This is a genomic window from Bacillus sp. LBG-1-113 (assembly GCF_020708615.1).
In the GTDB taxonomy this organism is placed as follows: domain Bacteria; phylum Bacillota; class Bacilli; order Bacillales; family Bacillaceae; genus Bacillus; species Bacillus mojavensis.
Genome location: NZ_JAJFDG010000001.1, coordinates 553,285 through 568,898, shown reverse-complemented (window position 1 = coordinate 568,898; position 15,614 = coordinate 553,285). Strand labels below are relative to the sequence as shown.

Below are 15,614 nucleotides of genomic sequence, written 5' to 3'. Positions count from 1 at the left end.
ATCAAGGTTTTTTGACCCTATTACCGAATATTTTTACAAACCTTTATATGATCATTCGGATTTCACGATCATGAAGAAACTCGGCTGACTTGAGCCGGCTTTCTTCATGCTTTGAAATAAAGGGTAACGTGTAAAAAAACCAAAGGGCCGCCCTCCCCTTGGTTTCTTGTTAAGCCATTTTACATTTCTTCGTCGATTTCGACTTCCTGGGCTTTTGTGTCAAATTGAATGCCGACGATGTGAATATTGATCTCGTTAATTGAAAGAGACGTCATATTTAATAAGGTTTGACGAATGTTTTCCTGAACGGCCGCTGCGACTTTCGGAATAGAAACGCCGAATGCGACAACACAGTAGACATCAATCGTAATTCCGTCATCCGCCAAGTCGACTTTTACACCTTTGCCATGGTTTACTTTGCCGAAGCGCTCGACGACGCCTGTCGCAAAGTTTCCGCGCATTTCAGCAACGCCGTCAACTTCAGAAGCCGCAATACCGGCAATCACCTCAATGACTTCCGGCGCGATCTCAACCTTACCTAAATGCGTGTCTTCATGATCCATCTTAAGCAAGCTGTTGTCTTTCATTCAATTCACCTCCGTAAAAATTATGAGCCCATTACATCATATGTTTCTAAAAATTTCGTATTAAACTCTCCACTAACAAATGTTTCGTGTTCAAGCAGTTTGATGTGGAACGGGATTGTTGTTTCTATGCCTTCGATGACGAATTCGCTTAGTGCGCGCTTCATACGGGCAACCGCTTCATCTCTGGTTTTTCCATATGTGATTACTTTCGCAATCATGCTGTCGTAGTACGGAGGGATGGTATAGCCCGGATACGCGGCTGAATCTACACGGACACCTAAACCGCCCGGCGGCAGATACATTTTAATTTCACCAGGTGACGGCATGAAGTTTTTGCTTGGGTTTTCCGCATTAATTCGGCATTCGATGGCCCAGCCTTCAAATACAACATCTTCTTGCTTGAGGCTGAGTTCCATTCCTGATGCGACTCTGATTTGTTCCTTAATCAGGTCTGTTCCTGTCACCATTTCTGTAACTGGGTGCTCTACTTGAATTCTTGTGTTCATTTCCATGAAGTAGTAGCGCTGTTCTCTGTAGTCATAAATAAATTCAACTGTTCCCGCGCCTGTGTAGCCAACTGCTTTTGCAGCCTTAACCGCCGCTTCACCCATCTGCTCTCTGATTTCTGAATCAAGCGCAGGAGATGGTGATTCTTCCAAAAGCTTTTGAAGGCGTCTTTGAATCGAGCAGTCACGTTCGCCCAAATGAATGGTATTTCCATAATTATCGGCAAGCACTTGGATCTCAACATGACGAAAATCCTCTATGTATTTTTCGATGTAAACACCAGGATTTCCAAATGCAGTTGCAGCTTCCTGCTGAGTAATCTTAATGCCGTTAATCAGTTCCTCTTCGGTGCGCGCAACCCTGATTCCTTTTCCGCCTCCGCCTGCGGTGGCTTTTATAATTACAGGATACCCAATTTCATTAGCTAGCGAAACCGCTTCTTCCACATTTTCTATAATTCCTTGTGAACCTGGAACAATCGGCACGCCCGCCTGTTTCATCGTCTCCCGCGCAACGTCTTTTGTTCCCATTTTTGAAATGGCCTCAGCGCTAGGTCCGACAAACGTGACATTCACTTCTTCACATAATTCCGCGAAGTCGGCGTTTTCAGCTAGAAAACCGTAGCCCGGGTGAATAGCGTCTGTACCAGTCAGCTTGGCGACACTTACGATATTTGTAACGTTTAGATAGCTGTCTTTTGAAGCTTTCGGTCCGATACAAAAAGCCTCATCAGCCATTTGTACATGCAGGGCATCTTTATCAGCTTCTGAATAAACGGCGACAGTCTCAATACCGAGCTCTTTGCAGGCTCTAATGATTCTGACAGCAATTTCTCCTCTGTTGGCGATCAATAGCTTTTTTATCATGTTAAGTCTCCTTACTCTGCTTTTACAAGAAATAGAGGTTGTCCATACTCAACCAGCTGGCCGTTTTCAACTAACACTTCAACGATTTCGCCTTTTACTTCCGCTTCGATTTCGTTAAATAGCTTCATTGCTTCTACAATGCAGACAACAGTGTTTTCATTTACTTTAGAGCCTGCTGTTACATAAGGACCGGCTTCCGGTGATGAAGAAGCATAAAATGTTCCCACCATCGGTGATTTGATTTGATGCAGGTTTTCATCTTGTTTCGGCGCCTCTTGTGCAGGTGCCGGCGCTGCTTGCTGCGCTTGCGGAGCTGCTGCTTGTACAGGTGCTGACGGCGCTTGCTGCATCACTTGTACAGTACCCGCTTCGTGTTTTTTCAGTTTTAGGGAAACACCTTCATTTTCATATACGAATTCATCAATTGAAGATTCGTCAATTGTTTTAATCAGTTCGTGGATTTCTTTAATATTTAACATTCAATCGCACTCCTATGTATGAAATTTCTTTTTTATAGGTTACTACTAAAAGTACATACTATGTTTATCTTACAGGAGCGGACTTTTGAATTCAACTCTAATATGACTGGCATGCAAAAAGCCCGCGTTTCGGCGGGCGGTTGTTCATTACCTATTTGGAAGGCTCAAATGTGACTGCAACGTCTTTCATCGTTTTAATTTCTTTGGCAACAAGGTCTATGATGGCTGTAGCTTTAGATTTAGAGTGTTTGTCAGATTTGACCGTGATGTTAATTTTGTCTCCTTCCGCATTTACGAGGGCATCTTCATAGCCTTGTGTTTTAATTAGTGTTTCAAGCTGTTTTTCTGTTCCTTCCGCTTCACTGAGGGCTGTCATTTTATCATATGCTTCGCTCTTTTCCTTTGCTGTTGCATCGTCGCTGGATACGATCGCATTCAGTTCTTCCCGTTCTTTGCTTCTGGCATCTTCCAAATCAAGGCGGTATGTTGTGAAAAGATCATCGTCGGCGGTTTCGGTCACAACCGTTCCTTTTTCACTCGCTTCAGCGGAAGTTTCTTTGTCTGAAGAAGAATCTTTCGTACCCTTAGTTCCGTCTTCTTTTTCTGTTTCAGTACCATTTTTTTCCTTTGCGTCTTCCTTGGCAGGTGTTTTTTCAGTTGCTACTTCACCGCTGTCTGACGGGCTTTTTTCACTTTGCATCTGCACCGCGTTTTTACTTTCAGGCGACATGATATAATAAACACTTAACACCACAACAAGACTGAGCATTGTTAACAGCCAAACAGTTTGTTTTTTGAGCATTTATGAATCCTCCTTTATTTTTTTAGGGGCAACCGCAACCCGGTGGCTTGGAACATCCAGGACCCGTGTCACCGCTTCAATAATGGTTTGTTTTATTTGAACGTTGTCCACTCCTTGAGCAACAACGAGTACACCGCGTATATCCGGTTTTTTCGTTTGAACGACAACAGGTGTTTCTTTATCCCCATTCCTGATCATAACGATTTCTTCCTCTGATGTTTGATCCGTCACGCTTCTAGTTCCGCCTTCTTTGTCTGTTTCTTCAGTTGTTGTATTTTTGCTTGATTTGTTTTTTTCATACACCTTCAGTGACGTTGCGTCCACATTAACCACAACCGAGACATCCTCCACGCCGATAATGGTTTCAAGAATTTCCTTCAGCTGATTTTCATATTCTTTTTCATAATCGCCAATAGAGTTTTTAGGATCATCAGATTTTGAGGCCTTAAACACTTCAGCTGTTTTCTCTTTGCTGTCCGCCGAATCAGCTGATGCCGGTGCTGTTATGGTCTGGGCGTTTTCCGTTTTCTCCGGTGAAGAAAAGAGCTGGCTGACAAGCATAAAGGAGACGCCGAGAACAAAAACGAACAGAAAGTAATGATATTTGGTCAGCTTCGGTTTTTCGCCGTCCTTCGATTGCCCCGGAAGAAACTGCTTTTTCAATACGTTCCATAATCCGTTTTTATTCATTGCCGATCCTCTCCCCGCCTTCCATATGAACCGTAATTTTCTCACTGCCGATTTCCCAGATGTCTGCAAGCTTTCCCTGAATCTGTTTAGCTTCTTTTTGTGCCGCTGTATCTTTTGTGACGTATGCATGATCCGTATTAATGTCGACCGGCGCGACCGTTTGGACCGTTTTTTCAGAAGACGGGGCCATATACACGCTGATTGTTTTGATATCCTCTTCTGAATCTACTTTTTCTCCTGCCGTGATCTTGATTTGGTCTACTTTATATTCGTCATGACTGAACATCTCCTCCGCTTTCTTTTTTAGTTGGACAGCCATTTCTTCTAAAATATATGCGCGCTGGGAAGCTTGTATTTCTATTTTTTTTGAATTGATCTGATTTTTTATTTCGGCAGATTCCGATTGCCCGTTTTTGGTTAGGTATTCAAAGATGACTTCGGGGTCTGCTTTGAAAAGCTTAAAAATTGGAGTAAGCATGACGACGATCAGCAGCAGGCTGATGACCATTTTTGCGTACTTTTGCATGCTGGAGCTCGGCAGCAGCATATCAATGACGATTGCAAATAGGATAAATAAGACGATGCTGGTAAGCCATTCAGTTAGAAAACTCATCCGTCGGCCTCCTTTACTTCATCATCATCGTGAGGTTTCCGGCTGTAATAATGACGGTAAGGCTTAAAAAAAACATGAGAGACACAATGGCGAGAGCCGCAAAAATATAAATGACGCTTTTGCTGATGACATCGAGACAGGTAATGACCGGACCGCCGCCGAGCGGCTGGAGAATCGCTGCTGCCAGCTTGTAAATAAAAGCGAGAGAAAGCACTTTGATTGCCGGGAAAGCCGCAATACAAATCAAAATGGCGACACCTAGGATTCCTACCGTATTTTTCAGCAATAAGGAAGCGCTGATCACTGTATCCGTTGCGTCAGTAAACATTCTTCCAAGAACAGGGATGAAGTTGCCGGTAATAAACTTAGCCGTCCTGAGCGTAATGCCGTCTGTCACTGCCGCCGAGGCCCCCTGCACAGAAATGACGCCGAGAAACACAGTGAGAAAGACTGCCAGCGCTCCGATGGCGATATTCCTGAGAAGGTTGGCCAGCTGCGTCACTTTGTACTGTTCTGTCATTGTACTGACAATGCTCAGAATCGCTGATAAGAAAATCAGCGGCATGACGATGTTTTGAATCAGCAGACCGCTCGTATTCATAAGAAAGAGTATAACAGGATGAAAGAAGGCCGCAGATACAGCTCCTCCAGAGGAAGCCAAAAGCGCCAGCAGGAGAGGAATGAGAGCCAAAATAAAACTGGTCATCGTCTGAATCGCCTCTGTCGCATAATTGATCGCTACATGAAAGCTGTTCAGCGCGAGGATAATCAGCACCATATAGACAATTGCGTAGGCAACCTTGCTGACTGTGCTTTGCTGAAAAGCATTTTGCAGAAGCTGAAGAATGACGCAGAAAATCGTCAGCAAAATCAACGTGCCGAGAAGCTTTCCATTGGCAAGCACTTCATGAAACAAATAAGAAAAGAGAGCCTTCAGCCATTCTTGCGGTGAAAAGGATTTATCGCCGTTTATAAACTCAAGCAAACTTCCTTTTTGACTTTCCGGCAGCAGGCCGCCGTATTCCGTCATTATGTCATTCCAAAATTCACCGATCTTGTCTGTTTCAAGCGACTCTGCCGTTTTTTCAGCCAATTGCTTCGGCGTTTCGGTATGTTCTTCTGTTTGGACCGAATCGTCTGCTGCTTGTACAGTTTCTGCGCACCCTAATACGAGCAGCACCGCAAGAACCAACGCCCATTGAAAACGCTTCAATCTGCCGCCTCCTTTCGGTTATGACATGGAAGGTATAAGTCCGAGAATCGTTTCAATAATCACGGTTAAAATAGGAACAGCCATAACGAGAATCAGAATTTTTCCCGCCAATTCTATTTTCGAGGCAATGGCTCCTTGACCGGCATCCTTGGTGAGCTGCGCCCCGAATTCAGCAATATAGGCGATTCCGATAATCTTTAAAATCGTTTCAACATATACCATGTTGACATTGGCGTTGACGGCTATTTTTTCAATCATTCTGATAATGTCGTAGATTTGATCTACCAGATAAAGAAAAATAACACATCCGGCAAATACGATAATTAAAAAGGCAAATGTCGGCTTTTGTTCTTTCACGATCAAAGAAAGGAAGGTGGCGATCAGCCCTAAACCTACAATTTGAACAATGTCAATCTGCAAGCCCCCCTATCCTTGAAATAAAAACACAGCTTTTATCTTTTTAAAGAGGTCATCCACAATGGTGGCGACCATAAATAAAATATAGATAAAACCTAACAGCGTCACCCACTGGGCGTACTCTTTTTTTCCCATCTGATCCAAAATCGTGTGTAAAAACGCGACCACGATTCCCACTCCGGCGATTTGAAAAATGACATTCACGTCTACTCCCATTTTATTTTTGCTCCCCTCACGTTTACATCAATAGAAGAATGAGTAACAAGCCCGCTAAAAAGCCTAAACTTTTTATCATCTTTTCATTTTTCGCTTGTGCCTGCGCAGCATCCGCTTCCGAGGCCTCTAAGTGTGTAAGTGCCAGCTTGATATGTTTTTGTTGTGAGATTCGATCGTGAATCCCAAGCGTCTCGCCGAATTGCTTCAGCACATCATATTCAGCTTTTTTCAGTGACATGTTGTCCCACACTTTCTTTAAGCTTTGCTCCCATGCCGTTTTAGCGGAATCACTGCCTTTTTCCAGCTGTTCGCTAAAACTGAGAAATAGAGCCGAAACAGGCTGCGCAAGCTGTTTTGCGATCTGCTGCGAAGCTGTATGAAGCGGTGTATGGCCGTACATGATTTCTGCCTCAAGGGATTGGAGCGCCGCACGCAGCTGACGGATTTGCCTCGGCCGTTCTGTATAAATTTTCGCCGTCTCGAAACCTGTCCATGTTGTCGCAGCTACTATGAATACAGCGCCTAACAGCTTCAGCATGTCTTCACGTCCCTCGTTCCCGAAAGCACGTTTCCATCTTTGTCATAAATACGGCTTATCGTGCCCGGCCCCTTCGTTCTGGATAATTCCAAATAGCGGTCAAAGGCTTTTTCTTCCCACAGACGCTTTAATGAAGGCCGCTTCATTAGATCAGAAATACTCCAGCCATGCGCGGATACGATGACCGAGACACCGGCATGCAGCGCCTCGAGAAGTGCGTCTGTATCCTCCGCTCTTCCGATTTCATCGACAATTATCACCTCGGGACTCATGGAACGGATCATCATCATCAGCCCCTCTGCCTTCGGGCAGGCATCTAACACGTCAATTCTCTGTCCGAATTGATGCTGCGGAATGCCGCGCAGGCACCCGGCAATTTCTGAGCGTTCATCGACGATGCCAGTCTTTACGGGCGCAATGCGGTTCTTGCCGCTGCTCGCAAGTCTGGCAAGATCCCGAAGCAGGGTTGTTTTACCGGTTTGCGGCGGACCGATAATCAATGTATTCAACCAGCCGTTTTGATGCAGATAAGGCAGCAGCGGCTCTGCAATTCCGAGCTTTTGCCGGGCAATTCTTATATTAAAAGACGCAATGTCACGGAGACCCTTCACTCCTCCGTTTTCTGTAATGACTCTGCCTGCAAGTCCGACTCTGTGACCGCCCCTAATGGTGACATACCCTTTCTTCAGCTCTTCTTCGAGCGTATACATACTATAATTGCTCAGCCGGCTAAGGATCAGATGGGCATCCTCGGCCGTACACGCATAGGACAAAAAAAGAGGTTGTCCTTTTCGTATCAGTTCAACAGGGCGGTTAACCCGAATTCTGATTTCTTCGATTTCCAGCCATTGATGTTCCGGTATTTCAGAAAGGGCGTTTTTCATGGATTCAGGGAGAACGTCAGCAATTTCATTCAACAGAGTCTCCTCCTTTCTACCGATCGGCTTCTTTAAAATGTATGATGTGAGGCAGACTTTATGACAAGCCTCTCTTTATTTATGGACACCCGCTAAAATCAACACGACACCCGTAAAAATCAAGATCAGCTTTGCGTATGACAGCTGCCCGGCAATTTGGTAGATTCCCACAGTCATGGTAATGATAAAAATCAGCGGACCGACAATAGCAAGAATGCTGTTGACCACAACCGCTTTGCGGACATCATTTGTCACAAGCATCACAATCGCGGCCGTCAGCTCAATCATGGAGGATAAAACTCGCAATCCAGCCATTGTCAAAACAGTAGAATTGATATTTCCAAGAAAAAATTTCATAGCACTCTCCCAACCTCCCATTTTTTTATATGATATGCTCTAGCTTGTGGAAGTAGTCTTGCCATTTTCGTATAAAAGAAAGATTCTGTTTTTGCGTACAAAAAAAGCCTGCTCCCAATTGGGAACAGGCCTCTTTTTTCTCCTTACGCTCTTGAAACGTAAGAACCATCTGATGTGTTGACTACAAGTGTGTCGCCTTCATTGACAAAGAACGGCACGTTTACAACAAGACCAGTTTCGGTTTTCGCTGGTTTTGTACCGCCTGATGCTGTATCACCTTTAATACCAGGTTCAGTCTCTACCACTTTCAGCTCAACCGTGTTCGGTAGTTCGATACCGAGTGTTTCATCTTGGTACATCATGATGTGTACAGACATATTTTCAAGCAGATATTTTAATTCCTCTTCAATTTGAGTTTCACTCAGTTCAAGCTGTTCATAAGAACTTGTATCCATGAACACGTGCTGGTCTCCGTTCGCATATAAGTATTGCATTGTTTTTGTTTCGATTTGCGCTTTTGCCACTTTTTCACCAGCACGGAATGTTTTTTCCTGAATGGCACCGGTACGCAGGTTGCGAAGTTTAGAACGAACAAATGCCGCGCCTTTACCCGGTTTTACGTGCTGGAAGTCAACAACGCGCCAAATGCCGCCATCCACTTCAATTGTTAATCCTGTACGGAAATCGTTTACTGAAATCATGTTTAATGTCCTCCTATATTCCAATCACAAAATAATGAGTTCTTTTGGGGAATGGGTAATTGTCCGGTTGCCGTTTTCTGTAATTACGATGTCATCTTCAATTCGGACACCGCCTGTTTCTGGTATGTAAATGCCCGGCTCCACTGTAACCACCATGCCCGGTTCAAGGATAGCTGAAGATCTGACGGACAGCCCCGGCGACTCATGAACTTCCATGCCGAGCCCATGCCCGGTTGAATGGCCGAAGTACTCACCGTAGCCTTTTGCAGCGATATGATCCCTTGTCAGGGCGTCAGCCTCTTTGCCTGTCATGCCCGGCTTAATTTGTTCGACGCCACGTGCCTGAGCATCAAATACGACCTGATAAATTTCTTTCAATTGATCACTTGGCTGGCCTACAGCGACCGTACGGGTAATGTCAGAACAATATCCTTTATAGTAAGCGCCAAAATCCAGCGTAACAAGATCCCCGCTTTCAATCAGTTTGTCACTCGCCACCCCATGGGGAAGGCTTGACCGAAGGCCTGAGGCAACAATCATATCAAAAGAAGAGCTGTCCGCTCCTTGGTTTCTCATATAAAATTCCAATTCATTGGCAACAGCTATTTCAGAAATGCCGGGTTTCATAAACGTCAAGATATGGCTGAAAGCATCATCTGCAATCTTCGCAGCTTCCTCTAATATCTTAATCTCTTCATTAGACTTAATCAAGCGCAACTTTTCCACGGATTCAGCTACAGGCACTAATTCAGCCTCACTGATAACCGCGTTATATGACGCGTATGTACCGTAGGTCATACTGTTTTGTTCAAAACCAAGGCGTTTGATGCCGAATTTTTCAATTGTGTCGGCAGTTGTTTGAATCAGGCTGCCGCCGTGCTCGATGATTTCAAAGCCCTTTACCTGAACCTTCGCCTGCTCCGTATAACGGAAATCTGTAATAAACGCAGCCCTGTCCCCGGATATGACAGCTAAGCCCGCTGACCCTGTAAAACCGGTCATATAGCGCAAATTGATGCTGCTTGTAATCAGCATTCCGTCTATCCCCAGCTGTTCGAACAAGTTTCTTAATTTCTCAAGTTTCATCTTTATTCTCCCCCTTGCTGGCTTAATAAATAGCGAACAGCAAGCTTGTAGCCTTCAGATCCAAGGCCGACAATCTGCCCTTTCGCAACAGGAGCGATCACTGACTGATGTCTGAATTCTTCTCTGGCGTATAAGTTTGATAAATGCACCTCTACCACAGGAAGACTGATGCTTGAAACAGCATCCCTGATGGCATAGCTGTAATGGCTCAGCGCGCCCGGGTTCAAAACAATTCCATCATATTGTTCCTCAGCCTCGTGTATGGCGTCTATCAAATCGCCTTCATGATTAGACTGGAAGAAAGTAAGCTGAATATGTAAGGCTTCAGCAAATTGAAAAAGATCTGTTTCAATATCTGTCAGGGTGTGACGGCCAAATACATCCGGCTCACGCTTCCCCAGCCGATTGACATTCGGGCCGTTCAAAATCAAAAAATGAGGCACACGGCTCTCTCCTTTTCGCTAGGGTTTCTCATGTAAAAAATGTTCACTTCTCGTGAACATTTTATCATAACAGAAAAGGATAATACACTATTCTCTCTGTGTTCCCAGCGCACGTGCCAGCTTTTCCGAGTTCAGCTCATTGTATTCAAATGAAATGGAATAGCCGACAAACAGCCCGTAAAGCAGATAGATGCAAATCGTTGTAATAATCGTATCTGATTTCAATTCAGTTACGGCACGCACATCTTGGAAAATCGGGTTAAACACAAAAAACACGAGCAGCCAAAGCAGCAAGCCGTATAAAATACCAGGCCACATCGTTTTCAGGCGTTTCAAGAGAAGATAATAAAGAAACGCCCCGCCAATCGAAATGATGCCAATCACAATAATGCTGATAATCGTTCCTAAACCATGTTTTTTCCACTCTCCGAGCACGAACGGCTGCAATATCATATTGGGGCTGATTTCGGAAAAATGAAATAAGTAGGCGATATAACCGACGAAACTCCATAATACGCCTCCGCAAAAACCCGTCGCCGCTACCCTGCCGCCCATTGGCACAGGCGGTCCCTGATCCTCTTTTGTTTGTTTGTTTTGATCTGTATTTTTTTCACTTGTCATAACGGCACCTCCTTGTTAAAGTGTGCCCAAAAAATGAAATGTCAATAAAAAAGCTCACACATTTTGACAGAAGCGAGTAAAATTTGAAATTAACGGGTATACTGCATGTAGAAAAAGCTAGGCGCTGGTAAATTTTGAGCCTGTCAATCTAGAGGTTTAGCGCTGTTTCCTGTACAATAGAGTGAAAGGAAATGGTTAGCAATCCTAAAGAAATAGGCAGGTTGATGAATATGTCAAAACATAAAATCCCGCCCGCTTACGGCGGGCAGGCGGTTGTGGAAGGCGTTATGTTTGGCGGAAAACACCATTACGTTACGGCCATCAGAAGAACAGACGGAAGCATTGATTTCTTCAAGCTTCCCCGGAAACACAATCCGAAGCTGAACATGGTAAAAAAAATACCATTTATAAGAGGGATCGCAGCTATTATTGAAGCGAGCGCTAACGGCACAAAGCATTTGAATTTTTCGAGTGAGCGCTACGGACTTGATCCGTCTGAGGACGAGACGCTTAAGGAAGAAAAAAAATCCTCGGGACTGTCAATGTATCTCAGCCTCGCAGTGATCGGCGTCTTATCATTTTTGTTCAGTAAATTCGTATTTACATTGGTTCCTGTTTTCTTAGCTGAACTGACAAGACCGGTTTTTCCATCGGACACAGCGCAAATCGCAGTTGAAAGTCTGTTCAAATTGATTTTGCTGCTCGGTTATATTTATTTTTTATCCCTGACACCGCTGATTAAAAGAGTGTTTCAATATCATGGAGCCGAACATAAGGTCATAAACTGTTACGAACAGAATTTGCCAATTACTGTAGAGAACGTTCAAAATCAATCACGGCTTCATTACCGCTGCGGGTCCAGCTTTATTTTATTTACCATTATTGTCGGTATGTTTGTATACTTGCTTGTTCCGACAGATCCGCTTTGGTTGCGTGTTATAGATCGTGTCGCGCTCATACCGGTTGTACTTGGGATTTCCTTTGAAGTTCTGCAGCTGACAAATAAAGTGCGTGATATACCCGGTTTGAAATGTCTCGGATACCCGGGCCTCTGGCTTCAGCTGTTAACGACTAAAGAACCTAAGGATGACCAAGTTGAAGTTGCAATCGAAAGCTTTAACGAGCTTCTCAGACTCGAAGAAAGATCTGAACAAAAAAAGCAGCCTTCTCACAACGTCATCTAATATCCGTTGCCCTGCTATTACTTTCGGAGGTGGACAGTTATGAATCATCGTGTACAACCTATTATTGCTGTATTAATTGCGCTGGGAGCGTTCGGTTTTCTCTATGTGCTGGTAACCAATCCCGGAGAAATGGCCAAAATGGCGATAACCGTCATCCTGGCAGGTATCATTATTTATTTTATTGTGAAATATGTAATGAATCGAAATACTGGCAGTGAAGGAGCGGCTTTTAAAAAAGCGGCCAAACAATCGCAGCGTCGGCTGAAAGAACAAAAAGCAAAGCACCGCGCCGGGCATAAGGGACGGGTGAGCCACCTGCGAAGCGTTCCAAGCGCCAGCAAGCCTAAGCCGATGATTCTCAAGAAAAAAAGCCAGACGCAGCTGACTGTCATAGAAGGGAAAAAAAATAAAAAGAAAAACAGAGCGCTTTTTTAATAGGTCCACTGCTTTAAAAACTGCTCTGTCCGACTTTTACCTAGCTCAATCAGGGCTAGTTTTTTTTGTTGTGTTAAATGAAATTCGGTCGCCATCACGTTGTCAACGGGAAGAAAAATGATATTTTGCTCATAGCGTGACGCGATGTGTCTTGCGTCATGCGCATCCTTCATCGTTTCAAACAGTGCGCCAAACAGTTCAAAAGCGTTCCGGATATTTTTTTTCGGCCGTTCCCTTTCATTCGGCGCTAGCGTCACCCCGATGACAGGTCGTTTTCTTTCTTTGGAAAACAGCCATATGGGAAAATTGCTTAAAACGCCCCCATCCACAACTGTGGCGATTCCTGTATCTGTTTTTAATTTTATTGGTTCAAAAAAATAGGGAATGCTGCAGCTCATTCTTACCGCTCTGGCAACCGGAAACATATCCGGATTTAACCCGTAGCGGACCAAGTCGTCGGGCAGCACGATCATTGTGCCGTTAGTCAGATCCGAAGCGATGAGACGCAAAGAGCCTTTTTTCAAATCGCCAAAAACCCGCACGCCTTTCACTCTTAAAAGGTCAGCAATCCACTTTTCTAACATGTCTCCTTTAAACAAGCCCAGACGCCAATAAATGGACACCCATTGAAGCATTTTTAAGGGGAGAAATGAGTATCGCTGGTCCAGCAGGCTCTCTCCGTCCGCTTCTTCAATCAAAGCGTGAATTTCCTTACTTGAATAACCTGATGCAATAAAAGCGGCAATAACGGCGCCGGCGCTTGTGCCGGCAAGCCGTGCAAAGCGGAAGCCTTTTTCTTCAAGCGCTTCATACGCGCCGGCAAGCGCCACGCCTTTTACCCCTCCGCCAGAAAACACACCGTCAATATACATCCCATACCCTCCCCCTCCATCCGATGGTTTACTATCATTTTAAGAAAAAACACGAAGAAATAGACCAATGAATGAAGCAGGGCGCATTTCATCAAAAAAAGGCGGCCTCCTTTGAGACCCGCCTTTTTACTGATTATGATGTTCTGTTTTCTTTTGAATTGATTTTAGCTCTTTTTTACGCGCATCGTCTTCTTCAAAATATTGAACAAGATCACCGATGCGATCAATGCTGTTCCAGCTTAAATGATGCTCAATTCCTTCAACATCGTTATATATTTTCTCTTCATCAACACCAATGATTCTTAAAAACTGCTCAAGCAATTCATGTCTGTATACTAACCGTTTGCCTATTTTCTTTCCTTTAGACGTTAGCACGAGACCGCGATATTTTTCATAAATTAAATATTCGTCTTTATCTAGTTTTTGAACCATTTTTGTTACAGAGGAGGGATGGACTGCCAATGCTTCCGCGATATCAGAAACCCTTGCATATCCTTTTTCTTCAATCAGCATATAAATCTGTTCAATGTAATCTTCCATACTTGGTGTCGTCATCGAAACCCTCCCAAAAAGCACCTTAACTTTATAAATCATTACAAGTTTACACTAATGAACTTGAAAAAACAAGGATGCTCTGCAGGCCCAAAAGCCCTTTTTACCGCTTATAATTCCATTCATCAGAAGCATATTTTGTTTCTGCCAAGTCCTGAACAAAATCAAGTTCTTCTTGAGATAGTTCGTATGGCTCCAAGTGAATATTCAAACCTTTTTCAAATCCGGATTTAAAAGCCTTGCGTGCATCGTCCATCGTCACCGGGTGATCGGTGAGTTCATTAATCGCAACCGCTTTATTTTTAAAATTGCGCTGCATCCGCTCTCTGACTCTTTCACTCGGATACAAAAATAGATCGAACAGCTTATCCTCATCCAAATCAAGCAGAATGGATCCGTGCTGAAGGATGACGCCTTTTTGTCTCGTTTGCGCGCTTCCCGCCACCTTACGTCCCTCGACAACGAGCTCATACCAGGACGGCGCATCAAAACAAACGGATGACCGCGGGTTCTTTAAGCTTTCTTTTTCTTTTTCGGTTCTCGGAATGGCAAAATAAGCGTCAAGACCAAGATTTCTAAAGCCTTGAAGTATGCCTTCCGAAATAACCCGATATGCCTCGGTTACAGTCGCCGGCATTTCCGGATGATCCTCAGAAACGATTACACTGTATGTCAATTCCTGATCGTGGAGCACCCCTCTTCCTCCGGTCGGGCGTCTGACAAATCCAAGATTATACTTATGTACTGCTTCAAAATTGATTTCCTTTTTAATATTTTGAAAATATCCCACAGAAAGTGTCGCCGGATTCCAGCCGTAAAAACGGATGACCGGAGGAATTTTCTTCTCACTGTGCCAATATAAAAGCGCTTCATCAAGCGCCATATTGAAAGCCGGGCTTGCATTTCCTGAGTCTATAAACCGCCAAGTTTCTTTTTCCATTTTGAGACCTTCCTTACCGTTTTAATAGAATCAGTTTAACAAACTGCCGGGAAAATGAAAATATTTTAATTCCATTATGGATGACAATCGCGCCGGGCTTTACTATAATAGTATTTGTCGAAAACGTCTCTATGCCTTGTTTAAAGAAGCAGGGTTTTGATTTTATACGTTAAAGGAGTAGAATCACATTGTCTAATATGATCGTTTTAATTATTTTTGCTGCGTTTATCGTCTATATGATTGCTTCATATGTCTATCAGCAGCGAATTATGAAAACACTTACGGAAGAAGAATTCCGCGCAGGTTACCGCAAAGCGCAGCTTATCGACGTTCGTGAACCGAATGAATTTGATGGCGGACATATTTTAGGCGCCCGTAACATCCCGCTTTCTCAGCTGAAACAGAGAAAAAATGAAATCCGTCCGGACAAGCCTGTCTATCTGTACTGCCAGAACAGTGTCCGCAGCGGACGCGCGGCACAAACCCTGCGCAAAAACGGCTGCACTGAGATTTATAATCTTAAGGGCGGCTTTAAAAAATGGGGCGGAAAAATTAAAGCCAAAAATTAAAAAAACAGC

Annotated in this window: 22 protein-coding genes; 3 read left to right on the top strand and 19 right to left on the bottom strand. The window is 44.0% G+C overall.

The features are described from left to right. Positions 1-179: 179 nt before the first annotated feature. The 16 genes from yqhY to LJF29_RS02970 form a co-directional block, all read right to left on the bottom strand. Complete coding sequence (gene yqhY / locus LJF29_RS03045) at positions 180-587, bottom strand: fatty acid biosynthesis protein YqhY (protein WP_010334891.1); 408 nt, start codon at positions 585-587, stop codon at positions 180-182. Between the two features lie 20 nt (positions 588-607). Further along, positions 608-1,960, bottom strand: a complete 1,353-nt coding sequence (gene accC / locus LJF29_RS03040) for an acetyl-CoA carboxylase biotin carboxylase subunit (protein WP_010334892.1) — start codon at positions 1,958-1,960, stop codon at positions 608-610. Positions 1,961-1,971: 11 nt separating this feature from the next. Then, on the bottom strand, positions 1,972-2,439 hold the full coding sequence (gene accB, locus LJF29_RS03035; RefSeq protein WP_010334893.1) for an acetyl-CoA carboxylase biotin carboxyl carrier protein: 468 nt from the start codon (positions 2,437-2,439) through the stop codon (positions 1,972-1,974). A gap of 151 nt (positions 2,440-2,590) precedes the next feature. Then, on the bottom strand, positions 2,591-3,241 hold the full coding sequence (spoIIIAH, locus tag LJF29_RS03030; RefSeq protein WP_229146891.1) for a stage III sporulation ratchet engulfment protein SpoIIIAH: 651 nt from the start codon (positions 3,239-3,241) through the stop codon (positions 2,591-2,593). Then, a complete protein-coding gene (spoIIIAG, locus tag LJF29_RS03025; RefSeq protein WP_010334895.1) occupies positions 3,242-3,931 on the bottom strand; it encodes a stage III sporulation protein AG in 690 nt (229 codons plus the stop codon). Next, positions 3,924-4,544: a stage III sporulation protein AF gene (gene spoIIIAF / locus LJF29_RS03020; RefSeq protein ID WP_229146889.1), complete on the bottom strand. Its 621-nt coding sequence runs from the start codon at positions 4,542-4,544 to the stop codon at positions 3,924-3,926. The genes spoIIIAG and spoIIIAF overlap by 8 nt, the downstream gene beginning before the upstream one ends. Before the next feature lie 13 nt (positions 4,545-4,557). Then, a complete protein-coding gene (spoIIIAE, locus tag LJF29_RS03015; RefSeq protein ID WP_010334897.1) occupies positions 4,558-5,757 on the bottom strand; it encodes a stage III sporulation protein AE in 1,200 nt (399 codons plus the stop codon). 18 nt (positions 5,758-5,775) lie between these two features. Next, on the bottom strand, positions 5,776-6,177 hold the full coding sequence (spoIIIAD, locus tag LJF29_RS03010; RefSeq protein WP_010334898.1) for a stage III sporulation protein AD: 402 nt from the start codon (positions 6,175-6,177) through the stop codon (positions 5,776-5,778). Between the two features lie 6 nt (positions 6,178-6,183). Further along, positions 6,184-6,390, bottom strand: a complete 207-nt coding sequence (spoIIIAC, locus tag LJF29_RS03005) for a stage III sporulation protein AC (RefSeq protein ID WP_003153142.1) — start codon at positions 6,388-6,390, stop codon at positions 6,184-6,186. A gap of 22 nt (positions 6,391-6,412) precedes the next feature. Beyond that, positions 6,413-6,928, bottom strand: a complete 516-nt coding sequence (spoIIIAB, locus tag LJF29_RS03000; protein ID WP_229146887.1) for a stage III sporulation protein SpoIIIAB — start codon at positions 6,926-6,928, stop codon at positions 6,413-6,415. Then, positions 6,922-7,845 carry a stage III sporulation protein AA gene (gene spoIIIAA / locus LJF29_RS02995; protein ID WP_229146886.1) on the bottom strand — a complete coding sequence of 308 codons (924 nt, stop codon included), beginning with the start codon at positions 7,843-7,845 and terminating at the stop codon, positions 6,922-6,924. The genes spoIIIAB and spoIIIAA overlap by 7 nt, the downstream gene beginning before the upstream one ends. A 75-nt stretch (positions 7,846-7,920) precedes the next feature. After that, positions 7,921-8,202: a YqhV family protein gene (locus tag LJF29_RS02990; RefSeq protein WP_010334901.1), complete on the bottom strand. Its 282-nt coding sequence runs from the start codon at positions 8,200-8,202 to the stop codon at positions 7,921-7,923. Between the two features lie 143 nt (positions 8,203-8,345). Beyond that, positions 8,346-8,903, bottom strand: a complete 558-nt coding sequence (gene efp, locus LJF29_RS02985) for an elongation factor P (RefSeq protein ID WP_024122022.1) — start codon at positions 8,901-8,903, stop codon at positions 8,346-8,348. 24 nt (positions 8,904-8,927) lie between these two features. Next, complete coding sequence (gene papA / locus LJF29_RS02980; RefSeq protein ID WP_229146884.1) at positions 8,928-9,989, bottom strand: aminopeptidase PapA; 1,062 nt, start codon at positions 9,987-9,989, stop codon at positions 8,928-8,930. Positions 9,990-9,991: 2 nt separating this feature from the next. Then, the gene (gene aroQ, locus LJF29_RS02975; protein WP_010334903.1) at positions 9,992-10,432 is read right to left on the bottom strand and encodes a type II 3-dehydroquinate dehydratase; all 441 of its coding nucleotides are present in this window, start codon (positions 10,430-10,432) and stop codon (positions 9,992-9,994) included. 87 nt (positions 10,433-10,519) lie between these two features. Next, positions 10,520-11,053 (bottom strand): YqhR family membrane protein, encoded by a 534-nt coding sequence (locus LJF29_RS02970; RefSeq protein WP_229146883.1) that lies wholly within the window; start codon positions 11,051-11,053, stop codon positions 10,520-10,522. Between the two features lie 230 nt (positions 11,054-11,283). Here LJF29_RS02970 and LJF29_RS02965 point away from each other — a divergent pair, with 230 nt between their 5' ends. Further along, positions 11,284-12,237 (top strand): DUF1385 domain-containing protein, encoded by a 954-nt coding sequence (locus LJF29_RS02965; RefSeq protein ID WP_229146881.1) that lies wholly within the window; start codon positions 11,284-11,286, stop codon positions 12,235-12,237. A 39-nt stretch (positions 12,238-12,276) separates the two neighbouring features. Further along, on the top strand, positions 12,277-12,672 hold the full coding sequence (locus LJF29_RS02960; protein ID WP_229146880.1) for an SA1362 family protein: 396 nt from the start codon (positions 12,277-12,279) through the stop codon (positions 12,670-12,672). On the opposite strand, the gene LJF29_RS02955 is transcribed toward LJF29_RS02960, so the two are convergent. From LJF29_RS02955 to lipM, 3 genes are all read right to left on the bottom strand, one after another. Further along, on the bottom strand, positions 12,669-13,544 hold the full coding sequence (locus LJF29_RS02955; RefSeq protein WP_010334907.1) for a patatin-like phospholipase family protein: 876 nt from the start codon (positions 13,542-13,544) through the stop codon (positions 12,669-12,671). The genes LJF29_RS02960 and LJF29_RS02955 overlap by 4 nt on opposite strands. A 126-nt stretch (positions 13,545-13,670) precedes the next feature. After that, positions 13,671-14,099, bottom strand: a complete 429-nt coding sequence (gene mntR / locus LJF29_RS02950; protein WP_010334908.1) for a transcriptional regulator MntR — start codon at positions 14,097-14,099, stop codon at positions 13,671-13,673. 100 nt (positions 14,100-14,199) lie between these two features. After that, positions 14,200-15,036 carry a lipoate--protein ligase family protein gene (lipM, locus tag LJF29_RS02945; RefSeq protein ID WP_229146878.1) on the bottom strand — a complete coding sequence of 279 codons (837 nt, stop codon included), beginning with the start codon at positions 15,034-15,036 and terminating at the stop codon, positions 14,200-14,202. Positions 15,037-15,224: 188 nt separating this feature from the next. Here lipM and LJF29_RS02940 point away from each other — a divergent pair, with 188 nt between their 5' ends. After that, a complete protein-coding gene (locus LJF29_RS02940) occupies positions 15,225-15,605 on the top strand; it encodes a rhodanese-like domain-containing protein (protein WP_010334910.1) in 381 nt (126 codons plus the stop codon). Positions 15,606-15,614 lie beyond the last annotated feature (9 nt).

What these genes read in the sequence shown, in the direction of transcription:
- yqhY (WP_010334891.1), bottom strand. Translation starts at nt 587, where the DNA reads ATGAAAGACAACAGCTTGCTTAAGATGGATCATGAAGACACGCATTTA.
- accC (WP_010334892.1), bottom strand. Translation starts at nt 1,960, where the DNA reads ATGATAAAAAAGCTATTGATCGCCAACAGAGGAGAAATTGCTGTCAGA.
- accB (WP_010334893.1), bottom strand. Translation starts at nt 2,439, where the DNA reads ATGTTAAATATTAAAGAAATCCACGAACTGATTAAAACAATTGACGAA.
- spoIIIAH (WP_229146891.1), bottom strand. Translation starts at nt 3,241, where the DNA reads ATGCTCAAAAAACAAACTGTTTGGCTGTTAACAATGCTCAGTCTTGTT.
- spoIIIAG (WP_010334895.1), bottom strand. Translation starts at nt 3,931, where the DNA reads ATGAATAAAAACGGATTATGGAACGTATTGAAAAAGCAGTTTCTTCCG.
- spoIIIAF (WP_229146889.1), bottom strand. Translation starts at nt 4,544, where the DNA reads ATGAGTTTTCTAACTGAATGGCTTACCAGCATCGTCTTATTTATCCTA.
- spoIIIAC (WP_003153142.1), bottom strand. Translation starts at nt 6,390, where the DNA reads ATGGGAGTAGACGTGAATGTCATTTTTCAAATCGCCGGAGTGGGAATC.
- spoIIIAB (WP_229146887.1), bottom strand. Translation starts at nt 6,928, where the DNA reads ATGCTGAAGCTGTTAGGCGCTGTATTCATAGTAGCTGCGACAACATGG.
- LJF29_RS02990 (WP_010334901.1), bottom strand. Translation starts at nt 8,202, where the DNA reads ATGAAATTTTTTCTTGGAAATATCAATTCTACTGTTTTGACAATGGCT.
- efp (WP_024122022.1), bottom strand. Translation starts at nt 8,903, where the DNA reads ATGATTTCAGTAAACGATTTCCGTACAGGATTAACAATTGAAGTGGAT.
- papA (WP_229146884.1), bottom strand. Translation starts at nt 9,989, where the DNA reads ATGAAACTTGAGAAATTAAGAAACTTGTTCGAACAGCTGGGGATAGAC.
- LJF29_RS02970 (WP_229146883.1), bottom strand. Translation starts at nt 11,053, where the DNA reads ATGACAAGTGAAAAAAATACAGATCAAAACAAACAAACAAAAGAGGAT.
- LJF29_RS02965 (WP_229146881.1), top strand. Translation starts at nt 11,284, where the DNA reads ATGTCAAAACATAAAATCCCGCCCGCTTACGGCGGGCAGGCGGTTGTG.
- LJF29_RS02960 (WP_229146880.1), top strand. Translation starts at nt 12,277, where the DNA reads ATGAATCATCGTGTACAACCTATTATTGCTGTATTAATTGCGCTGGGA.
- LJF29_RS02955 (WP_010334907.1), bottom strand. Translation starts at nt 13,544, where the DNA reads ATGTATATTGACGGTGTGTTTTCTGGCGGAGGGGTAAAAGGCGTGGCG.
- mntR (WP_010334908.1), bottom strand. Translation starts at nt 14,099, where the DNA reads ATGACGACACCAAGTATGGAAGATTACATTGAACAGATTTATATGCTG.
- lipM (WP_229146878.1), bottom strand. Translation starts at nt 15,036, where the DNA reads ATGGAAAAAGAAACTTGGCGGTTTATAGACTCAGGAAATGCAAGCCCG.